This is a genomic window from Litoreibacter sp. GN1-5 (assembly GCF_055693805.1).
In genome coordinates this window covers 2,679,698-2,697,276 of sequence record NZ_JBVFUP010000001.1, presented here as the reverse complement: position 1 = coordinate 2,697,276, position 17,579 = coordinate 2,679,698, and the positions used below count along the sequence as shown (strand labels likewise).

The following is a 17,579-nucleotide window of genomic DNA, read 5'->3' as shown; positions in this document are numbered from 1 at the left end:
CATTTGGAAAACTGGCAACGAGCTGGCTTCGGTCTGTATATCCACTGGCCCTTTTGTCAGGCTAAATGTCCGTACTGTGACTTCAACAGCCATGTCTGGTCCGAAATTGACCAAGTCCGCTGGTGTAACGCGTATCTGGCTGAACTTGATCGCGTTGCGCTGGGCACTCGGGATCGAACATTGAATACAGTTTTCTTCGGCGGCGGTACTCCCAGTCTGATGAATGTAGATATCGTGGAAAAGATCATTGCACGTATCCGTCTGCTTTGGCCTGTGGCAAACAACTTCGAAGTGACGTTAGAGGCGAACCCGACATCAGTTGAAGCGCATCGTTTTGCCGGATATCGCGATGCTGGTGTAAACCGCGTATCGATGGGCATCCAAGCGCTGAACGATACTGACCTCAATGCCCTGGGAAGATTACATACAGTCGCAGATGCTAGGGCTGCTTTTGATATCGCGCAGGCCACATTTGATCGGGTTAGTTTTGACCTTATATACGCCAGACAAAATCAAACTCTGTCAGCGTGGCGACAAGAACTGGATCAAGCCATAAAAATGGGCCCAGAACATATGTCACTCTATCAGCTCACAATCGAGGACGGAACAGCATTTGGTGAAAGAGCTGCGCGCGGAAAGCTTCGTGGTATGCCACCCGATGATCTATCAGCCGACATGTATAAACTAACTCAGGATGTGACTTCAAAAGCCGGGCTGCCTGCGTATGAAATTTCTAACCACTCCAAAGCTGGCTCTGAGTCGTTGCATAATCTTATCTATTGGCGCGGTGGTGACTATCTGGGTATTGGGCCCGGCGCGCATGGGCGCTTGACCCTAGACAACACTCGCTTTGCAACAGAGACGTTTCTTGCCCCGTTAGAATGGCTGAAACACGTCGAGAACAACGGTTCTGGCGAGGGTTCCCGTGATGTGATCAACCACGATGATCAAGCCGTAGAATACATCATGATGGCATTGAGGCTAAGCGAGGGCGTGAACGCTGATTATCTTTCAAAAATCAAAGCTGATCAAAAAATATATAACAATATCAATAGGTTGATTGAAGACGGAATTCTAAGTTCATCTGACAGCCACCTAAGAGTAGCAGACGATTATCGTATCGTCCTGAACACCGTTTTGAAAGAAATCCTAACCTAATCATCAACGACAGCGCTAAGCATGCGGCACAGATCATCAAGTTGGGAAAAATCCTTATACCCAATGGTTACTGTGCCCTTTTCCTGACCGTCTTTATGATCAATTGATACCGGCATACGAAGATTAGCACTCAAATCTTGTTCCAAAGCACGCGTATCTGCATCTTTTTGCGCATGATCCAACTTCTTTTTTGCGGGTTTCTCTGGGGGTTTCATCCCTGTTTTTGCAAGCTTTTCTGTTTCGCGAACAGAAAGGCTTTTACTGATAACAAAACGTGCCAGCTCTCCGGGATTTTCTGATGTAACCAATGCCCGTGCATGGCCTGCGGACAACTTGCCCTCACGCACCCACCCAAGAACTTCTTCGGGCAAACTCAGTAAGCGAAGCAGGTTTGCAATATGACTGCGACTTTTACCCAAGGCACCCGCTAATTGTTCTTGCGTATGTCCGAAGCGATCCTGAAGTTGTCGATACCCCATCGCTTCTTCAATAGCGTTTAAGTCAGACCGTTGGATATTCTCAATAATCGCAATTTCAAGAACTTCGCCATCATCGAACTCACGAACAACGATAGGAACCTCGTGGACCTGTGCAATCTGTGCCGCACGCCATCTGCGTTCACCAGCGACAATCTGGTATTTCACTTTTCCTTTTGGATCAGATCTTACGATAAGCGGCTGGATAACCCCCTTTTCCGAAATTGAAGATGCCAGCTCATTAAGCTCTTCCTGAACAAAGTCCCGACGGGGTTGATCCGGGTTAGGTGCAATTTGTTCAACGGGAACTATCTGACTTGAGGTAGTTGATCTGGGCTGATCAGCGTCTGAAACATTAACATCAACGTCGGCCATAAGAGCCGAGAGCCCACGGCCTAATCCACGACGTTCATTTTTTTTATCAGCCATTTTGTTGTACCTTTTTTACCGAGTGACGGCTGATCATCTCTGTAGCCAATGATTTATAAGCGACAGCACCGCGGGATATTGGATCATAGTTAATAACCGGCATTCCATAGGAGGGAGCCTCACTCAACCGCACATTCCTTGGTATCATCGTCCTGAATACCAGTGATTTAAGGTTTTCCCGAGCATCAAGTTCAACCTGGTGGCATAGGTTATTCCTGCGATCATACATTGTCAGGACAACGCCTTCTAAACGCAGTTTTGGATTTGCCGTTTCCCGGATTTCACGAACTGATAGCATGAGTTGTGACAGACCTTCCAATGCAAAAAATTCAGCTTGAAGAGGAACAAGAACTGAATCCGAAGCGACCATTGCGTTTAAAGTCAATAGGTTAAGGGACGGCGGACAATCAATGAGTACGTAGTCCAGCTTCAGGTCGCGAATAGAGGAACCTCGCAGACAATCGCTTAACATAAATACCCTGCGCGACGCTGTCACCAATTGTAAATCCGCGGAACTCAGATCAGTATTTGCCGGTGCAATCATCATATTTGGTACACTAGATTGTGTAGCAACGCGTTTGATATCAACACCATTTAGTAGCAGGTCGTATGTTGTCAGCTTTCTATCAGCCGGATCTATACCTAACCCAGTCGATGCATTTCCTTGTGGGTCAAGGTCAATCAAAAGGATTTTTTTCCTTTTGCGGCAAGTGCAGCACCCAGATTGATGGCAGTTGTAGTTTTACCTACACCGCCCTTCTGGTTTGTGATTGAAATTATTTTAGGCGATTTCGTATTCATCAGCTGTGCATCGACCTCAATTGACTAAGCCTTAGAATTACCCCGCGCGGGTCTATCTGGCTAGTCGCTTTCTGCAATGAGAAGCTCCAAGTTTCGGATAAATCGTCTATTTCAGCTTGATAATTCGAGCCTTTCAACAAAAGAGCTATCCCTTCCGCGGACAGGTGACGCTCGACCATTGGCAACAAGCCAGATAACGGTGCAAGAGCGCGCGCTGTAACAATCTCAGCCTGTTGCGGTAGCAACTTCTCGATACGCTGATTTACAACTTTTGCATTCAGATCGAGGCCTGTAATTGCGGACCGCAAAAAGCGCATTTACGCTGATCCGCTTCCACCATAGTAACCTTGAGGCTTGGCATTTTCTCATTTGCCAAGATTGAAAGTACGATACCCGGAAACCCACCCCCTGATCCTAAGTCGACTATTTGCGTACTATTTTCAGGAATATACTGTGTTAATTGCGCTGAATCCCAATAGTGACGAGTCCAGATTTCAGGAAGAGTAGTGGGAGAAATCAGATTTATCTTTGCTGTCCATTTATGAACCAGCTCTTCAAACAATATCAGTTTCTCTATTGTTTCACGTGAAACATCGAATGTTTTTTGAAATCTCGCACTAGTCTCTTCGTCAAGTTTCATGCTGACCTTTTAATTTTCTTGCGAAGTTTGCCAAGGATAAGCGTCAGTGCGGCAGGTGTTATGCCGTCAATTCTGCCTGCTTGACCCAAGCTTTCTGGTCTAACAGCCGTCAGTTTTTCTCTCAATTCGTGTGAGAGGCCGTTAACATCTTGATAATCAAAGTCATCCGGGATCACGACTGCCTCATCTTTCTGAAGCATCTCGGCGTCTTTAACCTGCCGCTGGATATAATTTGAGTACAGTGCATCCCGCTCAATCTGATTGGCCACAGCAGGGTCCGTTTCTGCAAGCTGTGGCCAAACATCAACTAAAGAGCTAAAATTCACATCTGGAAAAGACAGCAAATCCAAGGCATTACGCCGTTTTCCGTCCAAATTAACCTTAATCCCTGCTTTATTAGCGCTCTGAGGTGTGAGGGTTAATTCACCAAGCTCGGCCTTCGCCTTTGCTATGCAATCCATCTTCCGCTTAAAGCTATCAGCACGGTTTTGATCTACGCAGCCAGAGGTTATCCCAAACGGCGTAAGTCGTTGGTCCGCGTTGTCTGCACGTAAGGACAAACGGAACTCAGCACGGGATGTGAACATGCGATACGGCTCTGAGACGCCTCGCGTCACTAAGTCATCTACCATTACGCCAATATACGCCTCAGATCTGCTTAAAACCATATTTTCCCGATCTGTCGCAGAAAGCGCAGCATTCAGACCTGCTATCAAACCTTGTGCTGCAGCTTCTTCATACCCTGTCGTACCATTGATCTGGCCTGCAAAATAAAGACCGGATACATCTTTCAACTGAAGGTCCCGCCCTAATGCACGTGGATCAACGTAGTCGTACTCAATTGCATAACCTGGCTGCAAAATATCCGCGTTCTCCAAACCTTTTATCGAGTGAACATACGCCTCCTGTACCTCTACCGGCATTGAGGTCGATATTCCGTTTGGATACACGGTTGGATCATTCAAACCCTCTGGTTCCAGGAAAACCTGATGCGACAGCTTTTCAGAGAATCGAACGATTTTATCTTCGATCGATGGACAATAACGCGGCCCAACACCATCGATATGCCCGCCGTACATCGCAGAGTTATCAAGGTTTTTTCTAATAATATCATGGGTTTGTTCGTTAGTATGCGTAATCCCGCATGATACCTGATCAACAGATGGTTTGTCTGAGAGAAATGAGAACATCACAGGATCATCATCGCCTGGCTGCATTTCCAAGTCCGCCCAATCAATCGTCCGGCCATCCAGGCGAGGCGGTGTCCCAGTTTTCAAGCGCCCAAGAGGAAGATCAAAGCTGTCAATTCTTTCGGCAAGCCTTACAGATGGGTTACAACCCATACGGCCGCCCGACTTCGATACATTACCAATGTGAATGACCCCGCGAAGAAAAGTACCAGTCGTTAAAATAACCGATTTCGATGAAACCTCACTACCATCGCTAAGTTTTACACCACATATCCTATGGTCAACTTCGATAAGATCAGCGACTTCTGCTTCGATAACCGTCAAATTCGCCTGATTCAGTACAATTTTCTGAACTGTATCGCGATATAGTGCCCGATCTGTCTGTGCTCGTGGGCCTTGTACCGCAGGGCCTTTCCGGCGGTTCAGCAAACGGAACTGGATTCCAGCTGCATCTGCAGCACCCCCCATAATCCCGCCCAAGGCATCTATTTCGCGAACAAGGTGACCTTTGCCAAGACCACCAATTGCGGGGTTGCATGACATCACCCCAATTGTGCTTATTTTCTGAGTTATCAGACATGTTTTCACGCCCATACAGGCCGCAACATGCGCAGCTTCTACCCCGGCATGTCCGCCGCCAACAACAACGATGTCAAATGAATGTTTCACGTGAAACACTCCTATTTTCCAAGACAGAAACTTGCAAATATCTCATCCAGAACAGTTTCAACACCAACATGGCCAATCATACTTTCAAGGCTATGAATTGCATTATGCAGTTCCTCTGCAGCCAACTCAGCCGCTTCCATACCCCCATCTAGTTGATTCAGGCAATTTTTCAAAGAGCTTACCGCATCTGACATAGCCACCCTGTGCCGCTCTCGGATCGCCAAAGATGCAGATGACGAAACACGACTAAGCACATCCGTAACGTACTCAACCAGCTCCGAAATGCCCTGGCCTGTTTTCCCAGATACTGTTGGGGCACTACATCCTGTATTAATGTCTGCCTTACCAACCAATATCATGTCTTGGTCTTCAACAGTGATAGGTAATGGAAGCGATGGATTTTCCACCAAAATTACGCGGATATCAGCTAAGGTTGCACGATCAATCGCACGCTTTATACCGATACTCTCGACTTCATCGTCTGTTTCTCGCAAGCCAGCTGTATCAAGAAATGTAACAGGCAGCCCATTTAAGTCCATACGTACTTCTATGATGTCACGTGTCGTACCTGCATACGAAGACGTAATGGCTGCGTCTCGCCCAGCCAGCGCATTCAGCAACGTCGATTTTCCAATATTTGGCGGCCCAACGATTGCAACTTCGAAACCTTCACGAATGCGCTCAGACACACCAACACCTTCTATCTCAGTTGTCAAAGCACCAAGCACAGTCATCAGCAATCCACGTACTTCCGGAGTAACATCCGTAGGCACATCTTCGTCTGCAAAATCAATTGTTGCTTCTAGTAGCGCAACTGCTCTGATCAATAGAGATCGCCATTCTTGTGTTTTGGCACCCAAAGCACCCTGGAAAACCCGCATTGCCTGCCGACGCTGAGCTTCGGTTTCTGCATCGATCAAATCGGCAAGGCCTTCGACTTGGGCCAGATCAAGCTTGCCATTCTCAAACGCACGTCGTGTAAATTCACCGGGATTAGCAAAACGAAGATCATCAAATGATTCAAGTCGTTTGATCACAGCCAAAACTATTGCAGGGCTTCCGTGAAGATGAACCTCGACAACATCCTCACCGGTAAAGCTCGCACCGCTTTCGAACGCAATAACGAGAGCGCGATCAATTAAATCACCAGCTTCACCATATACTGATCGCAAAACTGGTTTGCGTATTTTTATGTCATTTCCAGTTAGCTTTTTGCACGCCGAAAAGGCATCCGGGCCAGACACACGAATAATAGATACCCCAGCTTTTCCAGCTGCTGTCGCCAGCGCAAAAATAGTGTCCATATCCTGATAACCTATTGTATATAAATAATAATCAGGAGTTCAGTGATCAGGTATTCATAGAGTCGAAGAACTCAGAATTTGATTTGGTTTGCTTAAGTTTACCAAGTAAGAACTCGATCGCATCGGTGGTCCCCATAGGATTAAGAATACGGCGCAAAACGAATGTCTTTTGCAGGTCCACCTTATCCACCAATAGCTCTTCCTTCCGGGTGCCAGATTTCAATATATCCATCGCCGGGAACACACGTTTGTCCGCAACTTTGCGATCCAGAACAATTTCAGAGTTACCAGTCCCTTTGAATTCTTCAAAGATGACTTCATCCATTCGACTGCCCGTATCAATCAAAGCCGTTGCAATGATTGTCAGTGATCCACCCTCTTCAATATTCCTCGCTGCACCAAAGAAACGTTTAGGACGCTGCAACGCGTTTGCGTCTACCCCACCCGTCAATACCTTGCCGGAGGATGGAACAACGGTGTTGAATGCGCGACCAAGCCGTGTGATCGAATCCAGTAGAATGACGACATCGCGTTTATGTTCAACCAACCGCTTTGCCTTTTCAATCACCATCTCAGACACACCAACATGACGCGTTGCAGGTTCATCAAAAGTAGAACTGATAACTTCACCTTTCACAGAACGCTGCATGTCTGTTACTTCTTCAGGACGTTCATCAATCAGAAGCACGATGAGATAACACTCCGGGTGATTTTTTTCGATGCTGTTCGCTATATTCTGCAGCAAGACGGTCTTACCAGTACGCGGCGGTGCGACGATCAGTGATCGTTGACCTTTCCCGATGGGAGCTACTAAATCAATGATCCGAGCTGATCGATCCTTAACTGTTGGGTCGTCTACTTCCATATTCAGACGCTCATCCGGGTACAGAGGCGTCAAGTTATCAAAACTAACCTTATGACGCGCCTTTTCAGGTTCTTCAAAGTTTATCCGCGTCACTTTGGTGATCGCAAAGTACCTCTCATTCTCGCGCGGCGCCTGCATGACACCTTCAACAGTATCGCCTGTCCGCAACGAAAACTGACGGATCATCTCTGGCGATACGTAAATATCATCCGGACCTGGCAGATAGTTCGCCTCCGGGGATCGCAAGAAGCCAAAGCCATCCTGCAAGACTTCAAGAACGCCATCACCTGAGATTTCCCAACCTTCTTCAGCGCGCTCCTTGAGGATCGAGAACATCATGTCCCCTTTGCGCATGGTCGACGCATTCTCGATTTCGAGATCCTCGGCCATTGCAACCAAATCTGCAGGGCTTTTCTTTTTTAAATCAGCGAGATTAAGACGATCTTGAGTCATAGCAAACCCTGTTGGATTGACGCGAATGCCAATAGTTGAATTTTGTTACTGGAAACATCACAGCCGGACGGCCTGATTTCAGCTTCTGTAATGCGCTAATAGCAGCGAGTCAATTGTAACCTAGAAAGGTCGCACGATTACGGATATCACGATCACAATCATCAGGATTGTCGGGACCTCATTCATCAAACGATAAGATCGCCCGCTCAGCGTATTTTGCCCTACCAGAAAGATTTTCCGTCTCTTTGCCAGCCACATGTGGAAGGCAGTCATTCCAGTTATGCCAACTAACTTAGCCCATGGCCAAACGCTTGACCAATCAATGATCCCTGGTGTCATCACAAGCAGTAAACCAAACACCCAGCTTGAGATCATTGCTGGGTTCATGATGACGCGCAGCAACTTCATTTCCATTGTCTGAAAAAGCTGGTCTGTCTCCGAGCCCGTTTCAACGCTTTCAGTATGATAGACAAAAAGCCGTGGTAGATAGAATAGCCCTGCCATCCAAGCGATAACAGATATCACATGTATGCTTTTTATCCATGGGTATGCTGATATCAGGATATCGGCCATTTGCGTCACTCCAGTTTCCCTCTTTTAAATATAATAAAGAAGAAAAGATATGATGATGTAGTATGTATAGTGGATAGTCTGGATTATTGATTTATCCACTATTTCCCTAACTCGTAGGCAGCTATCCATAGATGAAATAAAATAATTAAATATCAATACTTTATAAGTATAAAACGTGTGGAAGAAGACGTAGTATTTGTGGGTAACCATGTTTTATGAACATATGTTGGCCGACTTACAGACAGTGCATAACTCAATCATAAAATATCGCGACTGTCGGTAAAATGATTGATCTTGGCGTTCCCAGTGGACAGATCATCTTTTATACATGTGTTGAGAAACTGGATATCCCCATATTTGTACACATGACACAGCAGATCATCCTCGCTTCCGGATCAAAAATCAGACAGCAAATGCTGTCAAACGTTGGTGTGGAATTTGCAGTGCAGATTGCGAAAGTCGATGAAGGGCAAATCAAGCAAAGTCTTATCGCTGAGAAGGCAAAGCCAAGAGACATCGCTGATGTTCTGGCAGAGTATAAAGCAATTTATGTTTCTCGAAACAATCCGACAGCACTGGTTATAGGCTGCGATCAGGTACTGAACTATGAAGATCAGATTCTATCCAAGCCAAAAACCATCGAAGAAGCAGTTGCTCAGCTGGAAATCTTACGTGGGTCTAGCCATCAACTAATCTCTGCAGTTGTGATTTATTCAGAGGCGAAGCCAGTTTGGCGTGTAATCCAACAAGTGAAGCTAACCATGCGTGATTTCAGCGATGCCTATTTGCATAACTATCTAATCCGAAACTGGGATACTATCAAAGACTGCGTCGGCGCATATCAGATAGAAGCAGAAGGATCACGGCTATTTTCGAATATTGAAGGTGACTATTTCAGCATTCTAGGTATGCCGTTATTGGATGTAGTTGGTTACTTGACAAATATAGGTGTAATTGAGGGATGAGTATTACGAAAATCCCCTTGGCTGGTGTTATTGGCCAGCCAGTCTTGCACAGCAAATCGCCACGTCTGCATGGGTATTGGCTCCGACGGTATGGCATTCCGGGTCACTACATTCCTATGGATGTATCAAGCAATGACCTTGGTATCGTTTTAGGCACACTGCCGAAAATGGGGTTTCGTGGGGTAAATGTGACGATCCCACACAAAGAAACAGTCCTGGAAATTGCCGATGTAATATCCGACCGTGCAGCCTTGGTTGGTGCTGCGAACACCCTTACGTTTCAAAGTGATGGAAAGCTGCATGCTGATAACACAGATGGTGTTGGCTTCATTTCCAACCTGAAGCAGGAAGCGCCAGATTGGTCAGCCAAAGATAGTACTGCGATGGTTTTAGGTGCGGGTGGCGCAGCACGGGCTGTGATTGCAGCACTACTAGATGAACGTGTGCCCGAGATTATTCTGACAAATCGGACGCGTGCGCGGGCAGATGCTTTAAAGGCCCATTTTGGCGCAAAAATAACTGTTATCGATTGGACGCAGGCTGCAAGTCACCTTGAGAACCTATCAACTCTAGTCAATACGACGTCGCTTGGGATGACCGGTAAGGAGCCATTGAAGCTCTCGCTTGATGGGCTGAGTTCAAAAACGCTTGTGACAGATATCGTATACACCCCGCTGCGAACGAAATTCCTTGATGATGCCAAGGAAAAAGGATGTCAAACCGTAGACGGTCTTGGAATGTTACTACATCAGGCCGTTCCTGGCTTTGAGCGCTGGTTCGGTTATGAGCCAGATGTTGACAAAGATCTGCGACAAGCACTTTTGGTGTGAAGAAAAAACCATTCATACTTGGCCTCACCGGCTCTATCGGAATGGGCAAGTCCACCACTGCACAAATGTTTCGGGATATGGGGATATCCGTTTGGGATGCTGATAGCACGGTTCAGGATTTGTATGCGAAAGACAGTATGGGTGTCGAAGCTGTCAAAAAACTGGTGCCAGAAGCCGTATGCGCTGGAAAGGTCGACAAGAATATTCTGAAACAAAAGATAGCTGCAGCCCCTGATCTGCTCAAAGAACTGGAACAAGTCATCCATCCGCTTGTTGCCAGAGATAGGGAAGCTTTCAAAGCAAACCACTCAGATGAGGATTTAATTATCCTTGATATCCCCTTGCTGTTCGAAACAGGTGCGCAAAATGAGGTCGATGCTGTTCTTGTCGTGATTGTTCCCGCAGCTATTCAACGCAGCAGGGTGTTATCGCGCAAGACCATGTCGGAAGAAATGCTCCAGACAATTCTGGCACGTCAGATTCCTGACGAACAAAAACGTGCGCGAGCTGATTACGTGATCGAGACTTTGAACCTTGAGGATACCCGCAATGCTGTGCAATCCTTGGTCGAAGAAATCAAGGCTAAGTGAAATGCGCGAAATTGTTTTGGATACTGAAACGACCGGCTTTGAACCTAACGAAGGTCATCGGATTGTTGAGATTGGTGCCGTTGAGCTGATTAACCATATGCCCACAGGCAGCACCTATCATCAATATATAAATCCCGAGCGCTCTATGCCCAAGGAAGCGTTTGAAGTTCATGGCCTTGGTGACGATTTCTTGCGCGACAAGCCCGTTTTCAAAGCGGTTGGTCAGGCATTCTTGGATTTTGTTGCTGACTCGAAACTCGTGATCCATAACGCTGCGTTTGACATGAAGTTCCTGAATGCCGAGCTAGGGTGGGCAAACCTGCGGCTTCTTCCAAATCATCAGGCGCTGGATACACTGGAAATTGCCCGTAAGAAATACCCAGGATCGCCCGCATCACTTGATGCGTTGTGCCGTAGGTTTGGCATAGATAACTCAGCTCGCGAAAAACACGGTGCTTTGCTTGATAGTGAAATACTAGCAGAGGTGTATTTGGAGCTTATTGGCGGTCGCCAACCGGATCTTGTCCTTGCACATACTCAGCCCGGATCAAAAGAAGGTGCCGAAAATACGTGGCGCCCCAAACCACGGGATACACCCTTGGCTTCGCGTTTGACAGAGGCAGAAATTGCCGCCCATACAGCATTCATTGATGCAATGGGCGACAATGTGTTGTGGAAAAAGCTGACTTAGGCGTCTGCTGTCTTTTCTGGCTGCTGTTCTGCGCGGCGTGAAAGTTCTGCGCGATAGAGGGCCAGAAAATCAATGTTCTCAAGGTTTAATGGTGGGAATCCACCATCACGTGTCACGTCACTGACGATGCGACGCACGAACGGAAACAACATGCGCGGGCACTCAATCATCAGAAACGGGTGCAATTGGTCATCGGGCACGTTCTCTACCAAAAACACGCCAGTATATTCCAGTTCCATAAGGAATATTGCTTTATCTCCATCCTTCGTCTTGGCTGATATCTCAAGTTTTGTAGTGACATCATAATTATTGGCTGCACTACGTTTCTTTGCATCCAGATTTACCTGCACCTGAATATCTGGCGTCGCGTCCCCGTCGCCTATCCCCTTCTGCGCAGCGATGTTTTCGAAAGATAGGTCTTTGATGTATTGCGCCAGAACTTGCATACGCGGTTGTTGTTGTTGTTGTGCAGCGGCAGCGCCATTTTCTTCAGCCATTGGATGTAATGCTCCTTGAATGTGTTTTGCTTGGCGTTTCCATATCAGGGGAACGAGTGTGCCTCAATGGCGTGTCCACCCAGAAGTGCCATGGGTGGGTGATGGGTCTTCATCTTCAATTTCGACATAGTCACCATCAATGACTGTGTGATTGCTAGTCGCTTGTTGCGACATATTTGGATCTACAAAGCTCTGAACTTTTATGCGGCTTCGTATCCATTTGAATAAAATGGTTCTGACAGGAGGTAGTAAAAGAGCAAAGCCAACGCCGTCAGTAAAGAACCCCGGTGTCAGCAGAAGCAGCCCAGCCGCAAGAATCATTGCGCCATGGGCAAGAGATTCCGTGGGGTCGCGAAGCTCTTGCAGGTTCGATTTGATCTGCGACATCGCCATAAGGCCCTGATTCCGAACCAGAAATGTTCCCAAAATTGCTGTCAGAACAACAATGCCAAGCGTCTGTGGCAAGCCTAACCAACCGCCAACCTTTATGAAAAGCGCGATTTCAACTATCGGGATTGTGACGAACAGAACAAACAACCATATCATAAATGCTTCCAATCCAGGTTTTGGTCAGGTGGACTTGTGCCCTTCTCTCACCTACATAGGTGCAATGTAGCGAATTTGCTATTCCGCGCCCCAACAGAGGTTTAAATGAGCAGCGAGATGATCCAACTTCTAGTCCTTGCCGGCATCGCCGTGTTCCTGATCTTACGCCTCAAAAATGTCCTTGGCACGCGGGAGGGTTTTGAGAAGCCGCCACTTCCCATGCCTGGTGGTGCAGATAAAGGAAATTCCTCTAGGAAACCTTTTGAGGTGATTGAAGGTGGGATTGATCTGGATATTACGGATCATGTTGAAGATGGATCAGATGCAGCAAAAGCGTTGGCCTCGATGAAAACTATTGAACCGAGCTTCACTGTGCGGGACTTTATTGAAGGTGCACGCGGCGCGTATGAAATGATCCTGATGGCTTTCGAGAATGGAGAGGTTGAAGACATCAAACCATTCCTGTCCCCTGAAGTTTATGAAACATTTGCGGAAGTCATAACCTTACGCGAAAAAGAAGGTCTAATCGTCGAGGCAAATTTCGTCGGCGTTCGTGAGGTTTCATTGCTGGATGCTGAATTTGACGATGAGACCAAAGAAGCGGAGCTAAAAATTCGCTTTGTGGGTGAGTTGACGTCTGTTGTGCGTGATAGCGCTGGTGACATTGTCGAAGGCAACCCAAACGAGATCAAAAAACAAAAAGACATATGGACCTTTGCCCGCGTCATGGGTGCAGATGATCCAAATTGGAAGTTGGTTGCGACCGGAGAATGAGCTTTGGTCGCTGGGCAGCAAGTTTTCTCTTTGGGGCAACGATGTCCCTGAGCCAGATTCATGCTATGCCCACCCATGAAATTCTGAAGTTTGAAGATCTTGATGGTTGGGCCGATGATAACCATCAGGAAGCATTGGATGTTTTTACGAATACGTGTCAGGACTTTGATGACGGAGAATGGCTATCGCTTTGTGAGCTTGCAAAAAGTCAGCCAAATGCACGTATATTCTTTGAGCTTTTCTTTCGTCCGGTTTTGATTGGCGGACAGGAAAAAGCGCTTTTTACAGGATATTTTGAACCCGAGTTGAATGGATCACGCCGCAAGTTCGGTCCATATCAGTATCCGATTTACAAAATCCCGCCAGAGCTTCAGGTTGGGAAGCAGTGGCATTCAAGAGCAGATATAGAAAACCAACAGCTTCTTAGCGATCGGGGTCTTGCCATTGCTTATATTGATGACCCGGTTGATGTTTTCTTTCTGCAGATACAAGGATCTGGCCGCGTCAAATTGGCTGAAGGTGGTACGCTGAGAGTTGGTTACGCCGGTAAAAACGGGCATGAGTATCGTTCAATCGGTCAGGAGCTGGTCCGCAGAGGTGTCTACAAGGCACATCAAGTGTCGGCCGATGTCATTCGCCGTTGGGTTAAGAACAACCCACTAAAGGGGCGTGATTTGTTGCAACATAATCCATCTTACGTTTTTTTCCGTGAGGTATCCCAAGTGCCTGCGGACAAGGGTCCGCTTGGTGCGATGAACAGATCGATCACACCAATGCGTTCCATAGCTGTTGATCCTGCCTATACGCGTTTGGGTGCGCCGGTTTGGATCGAAAAAGACGGCAAGTCCCCGATGAGGCGGTTGATGATCGCACAAGACACCGGTTCTGCTATCAAAGGGGCACAGCGGGCAGATGTTTACTTTGGAACAGGTAAGAAAGCAGGGCGTGAAGCCGGGCAGATCAAGGATCCGGGTCGAATGATTGTGCTGATGCCGATCCAAACCGCCTATGCCTTGGCAACCGGCGGCTGATCTTATGTCACGTCGGAAGCCTCGTCATCTGAGCGCCGAAGAAAAGGCGCTCTGGTCAAAAGTTACGCAAACAGCAGAACCTTTACTAGCCACACGTCTGGAGCCAGAGAAAATAACTGCAAAGCGTCCACCTGCTCAGAGTGTGGAAATCCCAAAGTTCAGAGTTGGTCAGACGGCCGTCTCAAAACCCCCACCCACAGCGGTGGCTTCGGTTCAAATGGACCGTAAATCTTATGGCAAACTGAAACGTGGCAAATTGATCCCCGAAGCGCGGATTGATTTGCATGGCATGACCATGGCGCAAGCTCATCCGGCGCTTTTGGGTTTTGTGCTTAACGCACATGCGCAGGGAAAAAGGCTGGTGCTGGTGATTACTGGAAAAGGCAAGTCAAAGCCTGATGAGGGTCCGATTCCGACACGTATGGGTGTGCTGCGCCATAATGTGCCTCAGTGGCTGCAACAGCAACCATTGAAACCGCTGGTTCTTCAGATCTCACAAGCGAACCAGAAACATGGAGGCGAAGGCGCTTACTATGTCTACCTTCGACGATCACGCTAAAGCGAGGGTGGTGGTGTAACCGGTGTCAGGATCAGCCGCGTTGCGTTCTGAACAGTCAAAACAGTCCCCGGTAACAGACCTGCCCGCGTAGTTGGATCGCGCGAGAATGCTTGAGTGTAATCTTGAACACGGCCCAGAATTGCAAGCAATGCAGGGGATGTGGCAGCAGCGAAATGTCCGGCAGAGCCGCCACCCCCAAAAGCAGTCACATCGATAAAAGTGATATCATATTTTGATACATCTTTGATGTTGGTAAGTGATCCGATGCGCCCGACCTGCCCAGTGAGCCGGCCCATCAATCGTAATGCTCGATCATTTTGCGACCCGATCACGAAAAACGGCTTCGGTAATGTCCCGATTGTGTCGGCCTGAGAACGAAACACATCCACATCTATGTCAGGCGAGATCAACGCCACAGCCATATCACGGGTCAGGTTTGATTTTCCACTAAGCTTGATTTGGCGGAGCGTTTCCATCGCGACGAAACCGCCCATGGAATGGGCGACCAGAACAACGCCTGTAGCACGGGTTTTGTTGATTTCGGCAATCAGGTTCTCTAACCCGTTCCGTGCGAACAATGCGCTATCGCGATCATAGGCATAACCCAGTGGGTTACTGCCAGAGGGCCATGAATAAAGGACTGATACTGAAGGCAGATTTAGATCATGGCTAAGCTGGGCAAGACGGTAAGCACTCTCGGCGAAAGTATTATTGAAGCCATGAACGAAAATCGTAACCTCGCGTTGGTCACGGGGCTTTTGGGCAAGGGCTTTATTAATACCGCTACGGAAGGCTTGTGTGTTGCTGTAGCTGTCCACATTTGTCGTTACAAAATGTAATTCCGGGTCAACAACATTTTTAGTAGGCCATTCTATCTGACCGGGCTTATGCGCGGGTGGAATAGATATATCGAGTTTCCCGAAATGCGCTTGATCGGAACGTGTTGCTTTGAAGAATTCGGTATCTCTCTCTCGAACTGTTGCGTAAAAAACTTGTTGGTTACTTCCATTGGCATTTGCATTTTTCAATACGGTAATCTCACCGCGTGGGGCGCAAGCGGCGAGAGTTAGCGAAATAAACAGAAAAAGAATACGCGACACGAGACTATTATAGCACGTAGCGACTAAGATCGGTTGATCGACTGAGTTCACCAAGATTTTCCTCAACGAAATTTGCATCTACCGAGATACTGTCGCCAGCCCGGTCGGGCGCTGTAAAACTAAGCTCCTCGAAGACACGCTCCATGACAGTATAAAGCCTGCGCGCACCGATATTTTCAATAGATTGATTCACTTCTGCTGCGATGTGGGCAAGCGCTTCGATGCCATCTTCTGTGAAGGTAACAATGACTTCTTCTGTACCCATCAGGGCCGTGTATTGTCGGGTCAGCGCATTATCGGTTTCAGTCAGGATACGGACGAAATCTTCTTCGGTTAAAGCACGTAGCTCTACGCGAATTGGTAAGCGACCCTGAAGCTCTGGCAGCAGGTCAGACGGCTTGGCGATATGGAACGCACCGGAGGCAATAAAAAGCACATGATCAGTTTTAACTGGTCCATGTTTGGTACTAACCGTTGTGCCTTCAATAAGGGGTAGCAGGTCACGTTGCACCCCTTCCCGGCTGACATCCGCACCGCGTGCATCCGTGCGGGCGCAGACCTTGTCGATTTCGTCCAGAAAAACGATACCGTTTTGCTCTACTGCTTCAATGGCAGCAGTAGTGACGGTTTCTTGGTCTAATAACTTATCGGCCTCGTCCGCGACCAACACATCGTAACTTTCCGAAACCTTCATTTTGCGTTTCGTCGTGCGGCCGCCCATGGCTTTACCGAAGATGTCGCCTAGATTCATCATACCAGCCCCGCCTTGGGGTTGGCCCGGAATTTCGAACGCCTGAAACGGGTTGGAGGTATCGGCAACATCCAGCTCGATCTCTTTGTCGTCCAGTAACCCGTCGCGTAGTTTCTTGCGGAACATTTCGCGGGTTGCTTCGCGGGCGTCCGTTCCTGCCAACGCCTCGATCACGCGATTTTCAGCGGCTTCATGGGCCGAGGCTTTGACGTCTTCCCGCATCTGTTCGCGCGTCATCAGGATCGCGGCATCTACAAGATCGCGTATTATTTGCTCTACATCCCGGCCGACATAGCCGACCTCTGTGAACTTGGTGGCCTCTATCTTCAGAAATGGCGCTTTTGCCAATCGTGCCAACCTGCGTGATATTTCAGTTTTGCCCACCCCGGTTGGTCCGATCATTAAGATATTCTTGGGGTAAACCTCTTCGCGCAGATCATCATCCAGTTGTTTACGGCGCCAGCGGTTCCTCAGGGCCACTGCCACGGCGCGCTTTGCGTCCTTCTGGCCGATAATGAAACGGTCAAGTTCCGATACAATTTCACGAGGTGTCAGATCTGTCACATTGGTATCCTTGGTATGTTCTGAGCCTAGACTTATGCCGTGCAGAGCGGAACACAAGCCCGGAGTTCACGCGCTTTTACATTTACGTGAGAGGGCTATGCGAAAAGATTTTTTCTGTGAATA

At 47.8% G+C, this 17,579-nt stretch carries 17 protein-coding genes and 2 pseudogenes; 8 read left to right on the top strand and 11 right to left on the bottom strand.

Annotated features, from left to right (window positions below; genetic code table 11):
- Positions 1 to 3 precede the first annotated feature (3 nt).
- Entirely contained in the window at positions 4 to 1,158 is a 1,155-nt protein-coding gene (hemW, locus tag ACZ1HF_RS13480) for a radical SAM family heme chaperone HemW (protein ID WP_472657995.1), read from the top strand.
- Here hemW and ACZ1HF_RS13475 read toward each other — a convergent pair.
- From ACZ1HF_RS13475 to hemJ, 7 genes and pseudogenes are all read right to left on the bottom strand, one after another.
- On the bottom strand, positions 1,155 to 2,063 hold the full coding sequence (locus ACZ1HF_RS13475; RefSeq protein WP_472657994.1) for a ParB/RepB/Spo0J family partition protein: 909 nt from the start codon (positions 2,061 to 2,063) through the stop codon (positions 1,155 to 1,157). The two genes, hemW and ACZ1HF_RS13475, sit on opposite strands and share 4 nt — an antisense overlap.
- Positions 2,056 to 2,864 (bottom strand): annotated as a pseudogene (locus ACZ1HF_RS13470) (ParA family protein). The gene ACZ1HF_RS13475 and the pseudogene ACZ1HF_RS13470 overlap by 8 nt, the downstream one beginning before the upstream one ends.
- Positions 2,864 to 3,504: pseudogene (gene rsmG, locus ACZ1HF_RS13465) on the bottom strand (16S rRNA (guanine(527)-N(7))-methyltransferase RsmG). The pseudogenes ACZ1HF_RS13470 and rsmG overlap by 1 nt, the downstream one beginning before the upstream one ends.
- The gene (mnmG, locus tag ACZ1HF_RS13460) at positions 3,501 to 5,372 is read right to left on the bottom strand and encodes a tRNA uridine-5-carboxymethylaminomethyl(34) synthesis enzyme MnmG (RefSeq protein WP_472657993.1); all 1,872 of its coding nucleotides are present in this window, start codon (positions 5,370 to 5,372) and stop codon (positions 3,501 to 3,503) included. Before mnmG ends, rsmG begins: the two are co-directional and overlap by 4 nt.
- A 2-nt stretch (positions 5,373 to 5,374) precedes the next feature.
- A complete protein-coding gene (gene mnmE / locus ACZ1HF_RS13455) occupies positions 5,375 to 6,667 on the bottom strand; it encodes a tRNA uridine-5-carboxymethylaminomethyl(34) synthesis GTPase MnmE (protein ID WP_472657992.1) in 1,293 nt (430 codons plus the stop codon).
- Positions 6,668 to 6,713: 46 nt separating this feature from the next.
- A complete protein-coding gene (gene rho, locus ACZ1HF_RS13450; protein ID WP_472657991.1) occupies positions 6,714 to 7,985 on the bottom strand; it encodes a transcription termination factor Rho in 1,272 nt (423 codons plus the stop codon).
- Between the two features lie 120 nt (positions 7,986 to 8,105).
- Positions 8,106 to 8,558, bottom strand: coding sequence for a protoporphyrinogen oxidase HemJ (hemJ, locus tag ACZ1HF_RS13445; protein ID WP_472657990.1), 453 nt, complete (start codon positions 8,556 to 8,558; stop codon positions 8,106 to 8,108).
- A 365-nt stretch (positions 8,559 to 8,923) separates the two neighbouring features.
- Between hemJ and ACZ1HF_RS13440 the strand changes: the two genes are divergently transcribed.
- Genes ACZ1HF_RS13440 through dnaQ form a run of 4 tightly spaced genes read left to right on the top strand, consistent with a single transcriptional unit; the run spans position 8,924 to position 11,634 of the window.
- The gene (locus ACZ1HF_RS13440; protein ID WP_472659050.1) at positions 8,924 to 9,523 is read left to right on the top strand and encodes a Maf family protein; all 600 of its coding nucleotides are present in this window, start codon (positions 8,924 to 8,926) and stop codon (positions 9,521 to 9,523) included.
- On the top strand, positions 9,520 to 10,353 hold the full coding sequence (locus tag ACZ1HF_RS13435; RefSeq protein WP_472657989.1) for a shikimate dehydrogenase: 834 nt from the start codon (positions 9,520 to 9,522) through the stop codon (positions 10,351 to 10,353). The genes ACZ1HF_RS13440 and ACZ1HF_RS13435 overlap by 4 nt, the downstream gene beginning before the upstream one ends.
- Positions 10,350 to 10,943, top strand: coding sequence for a dephospho-CoA kinase (coaE, locus tag ACZ1HF_RS13430; RefSeq protein ID WP_472657988.1), 594 nt, complete (start codon positions 10,350 to 10,352; stop codon positions 10,941 to 10,943). Before ACZ1HF_RS13435 ends, coaE begins: the two co-directional genes overlap by 4 nt.
- 1 nt (position 10,944) lies before the next feature.
- A complete protein-coding gene (dnaQ, locus tag ACZ1HF_RS13425; protein WP_472657987.1) occupies positions 10,945 to 11,634 on the top strand; it encodes a DNA polymerase III subunit epsilon in 690 nt (229 codons plus the stop codon).
- On the opposite strand, the gene secB is transcribed toward dnaQ, so the two are convergent.
- Both secB and ACZ1HF_RS13415 read right to left on the bottom strand, forming a co-directional pair.
- Positions 11,631 to 12,131, bottom strand: a complete 501-nt coding sequence (gene secB / locus ACZ1HF_RS13420; RefSeq protein ID WP_472657986.1) for a protein-export chaperone SecB — start codon at positions 12,129 to 12,131, stop codon at positions 11,631 to 11,633. The two genes, dnaQ and secB, sit on opposite strands and share 4 nt — an antisense overlap.
- Positions 12,132 to 12,194: 63 nt before the next feature.
- Positions 12,195 to 12,674, bottom strand: a complete 480-nt coding sequence (locus ACZ1HF_RS13415) for an FxsA family protein (RefSeq protein WP_472659049.1) — start codon at positions 12,672 to 12,674, stop codon at positions 12,195 to 12,197.
- Positions 12,675 to 12,782: 108 nt separating this feature from the next.
- On the opposite strand from ACZ1HF_RS13415, the gene ACZ1HF_RS13410 reads away from it, so the two are divergent.
- From ACZ1HF_RS13410 to ACZ1HF_RS13400, 3 genes are read left to right on the top strand one after another with little or no spacing between them, the layout of a single operon-like run.
- Entirely contained in the window at positions 12,783 to 13,451 is a 669-nt protein-coding gene (locus ACZ1HF_RS13410) for a Tim44/TimA family putative adaptor protein (RefSeq protein ID WP_472657985.1), read from the top strand.
- Positions 13,448 to 14,482, top strand: a complete 1,035-nt coding sequence (mltA, locus tag ACZ1HF_RS13405; RefSeq protein WP_472657984.1) for a murein transglycosylase A — start codon at positions 13,448 to 13,450, stop codon at positions 14,480 to 14,482. Before ACZ1HF_RS13410 ends, mltA begins: the two co-directional genes overlap by 4 nt.
- Positions 14,483 to 14,486: 4 nt before the next feature.
- Positions 14,487 to 15,041, top strand: a complete 555-nt coding sequence (locus ACZ1HF_RS13400) for a Smr/MutS family protein (protein WP_472657983.1) — start codon at positions 14,487 to 14,489, stop codon at positions 15,039 to 15,041.
- Here ACZ1HF_RS13400 and ACZ1HF_RS13395 read toward each other — a convergent pair.
- The gene (locus tag ACZ1HF_RS13395; RefSeq protein WP_472657982.1) at positions 15,038 to 16,141 is read right to left on the bottom strand and encodes an alpha/beta hydrolase; all 1,104 of its coding nucleotides are present in this window, start codon (positions 16,139 to 16,141) and stop codon (positions 15,038 to 15,040) included. The two genes, ACZ1HF_RS13400 and ACZ1HF_RS13395, sit on opposite strands and share 4 nt — an antisense overlap.
- Positions 16,142 to 16,148: 7 nt before the next feature.
- Complete coding sequence (gene hslU, locus ACZ1HF_RS13390) at positions 16,149 to 17,456, bottom strand: ATP-dependent protease ATPase subunit HslU (RefSeq protein WP_472657981.1); 1,308 nt, start codon at positions 17,454 to 17,456, stop codon at positions 16,149 to 16,151.
- Positions 17,457 to 17,579 lie beyond the last annotated feature (123 nt).

Excerpts from the sequence above, each read along its gene's own strand:
- ACZ1HF_RS13400 (WP_472657983.1), top strand. The coding sequence starts at position 14,487 with ATGTCACGTCGGAAGCCTCGTCATCTGAGCGCCGAAGAAAAGGCGCTC.
- hemJ (WP_472657990.1), bottom strand. The coding sequence starts at position 8,558 with ATGGCCGATATCCTGATATCAGCATACCCATGGATAAAAAGCATACAT.
- mnmE (WP_472657992.1), bottom strand. The coding sequence starts at position 6,667 with ATGGACACTATTTTTGCGCTGGCGACAGCAGCTGGAAAAGCTGGGGTA.
- mltA (WP_472657984.1), top strand. The coding sequence starts at position 13,448 with ATGAGCTTTGGTCGCTGGGCAGCAAGTTTTCTCTTTGGGGCAACGATG.
- dnaQ (WP_472657987.1), top strand. The coding sequence starts at position 10,945 with ATGCGCGAAATTGTTTTGGATACTGAAACGACCGGCTTTGAACCTAAC.
- ACZ1HF_RS13440 (WP_472659050.1), top strand. The coding sequence starts at position 8,924 with ATGACACAGCAGATCATCCTCGCTTCCGGATCAAAAATCAGACAGCAA.
- rho (WP_472657991.1), bottom strand. The coding sequence starts at position 7,985 with ATGACTCAAGATCGTCTTAATCTCGCTGATTTAAAAAAGAAAAGCCCT.
- ACZ1HF_RS13410 (WP_472657985.1), top strand. The coding sequence starts at position 12,783 with ATGAGCAGCGAGATGATCCAACTTCTAGTCCTTGCCGGCATCGCCGTG.
- secB (WP_472657986.1), bottom strand. The coding sequence starts at position 12,131 with ATGGCTGAAGAAAATGGCGCTGCCGCTGCACAACAACAACAACAACCG.
- ACZ1HF_RS13435 (WP_472657989.1), top strand. The coding sequence starts at position 9,520 with ATGAGTATTACGAAAATCCCCTTGGCTGGTGTTATTGGCCAGCCAGTC.
- ACZ1HF_RS13475 (WP_472657994.1), bottom strand. The coding sequence starts at position 2,063 with ATGGCTGATAAAAAAAATGAACGTCGTGGATTAGGCCGTGGGCTCTCG.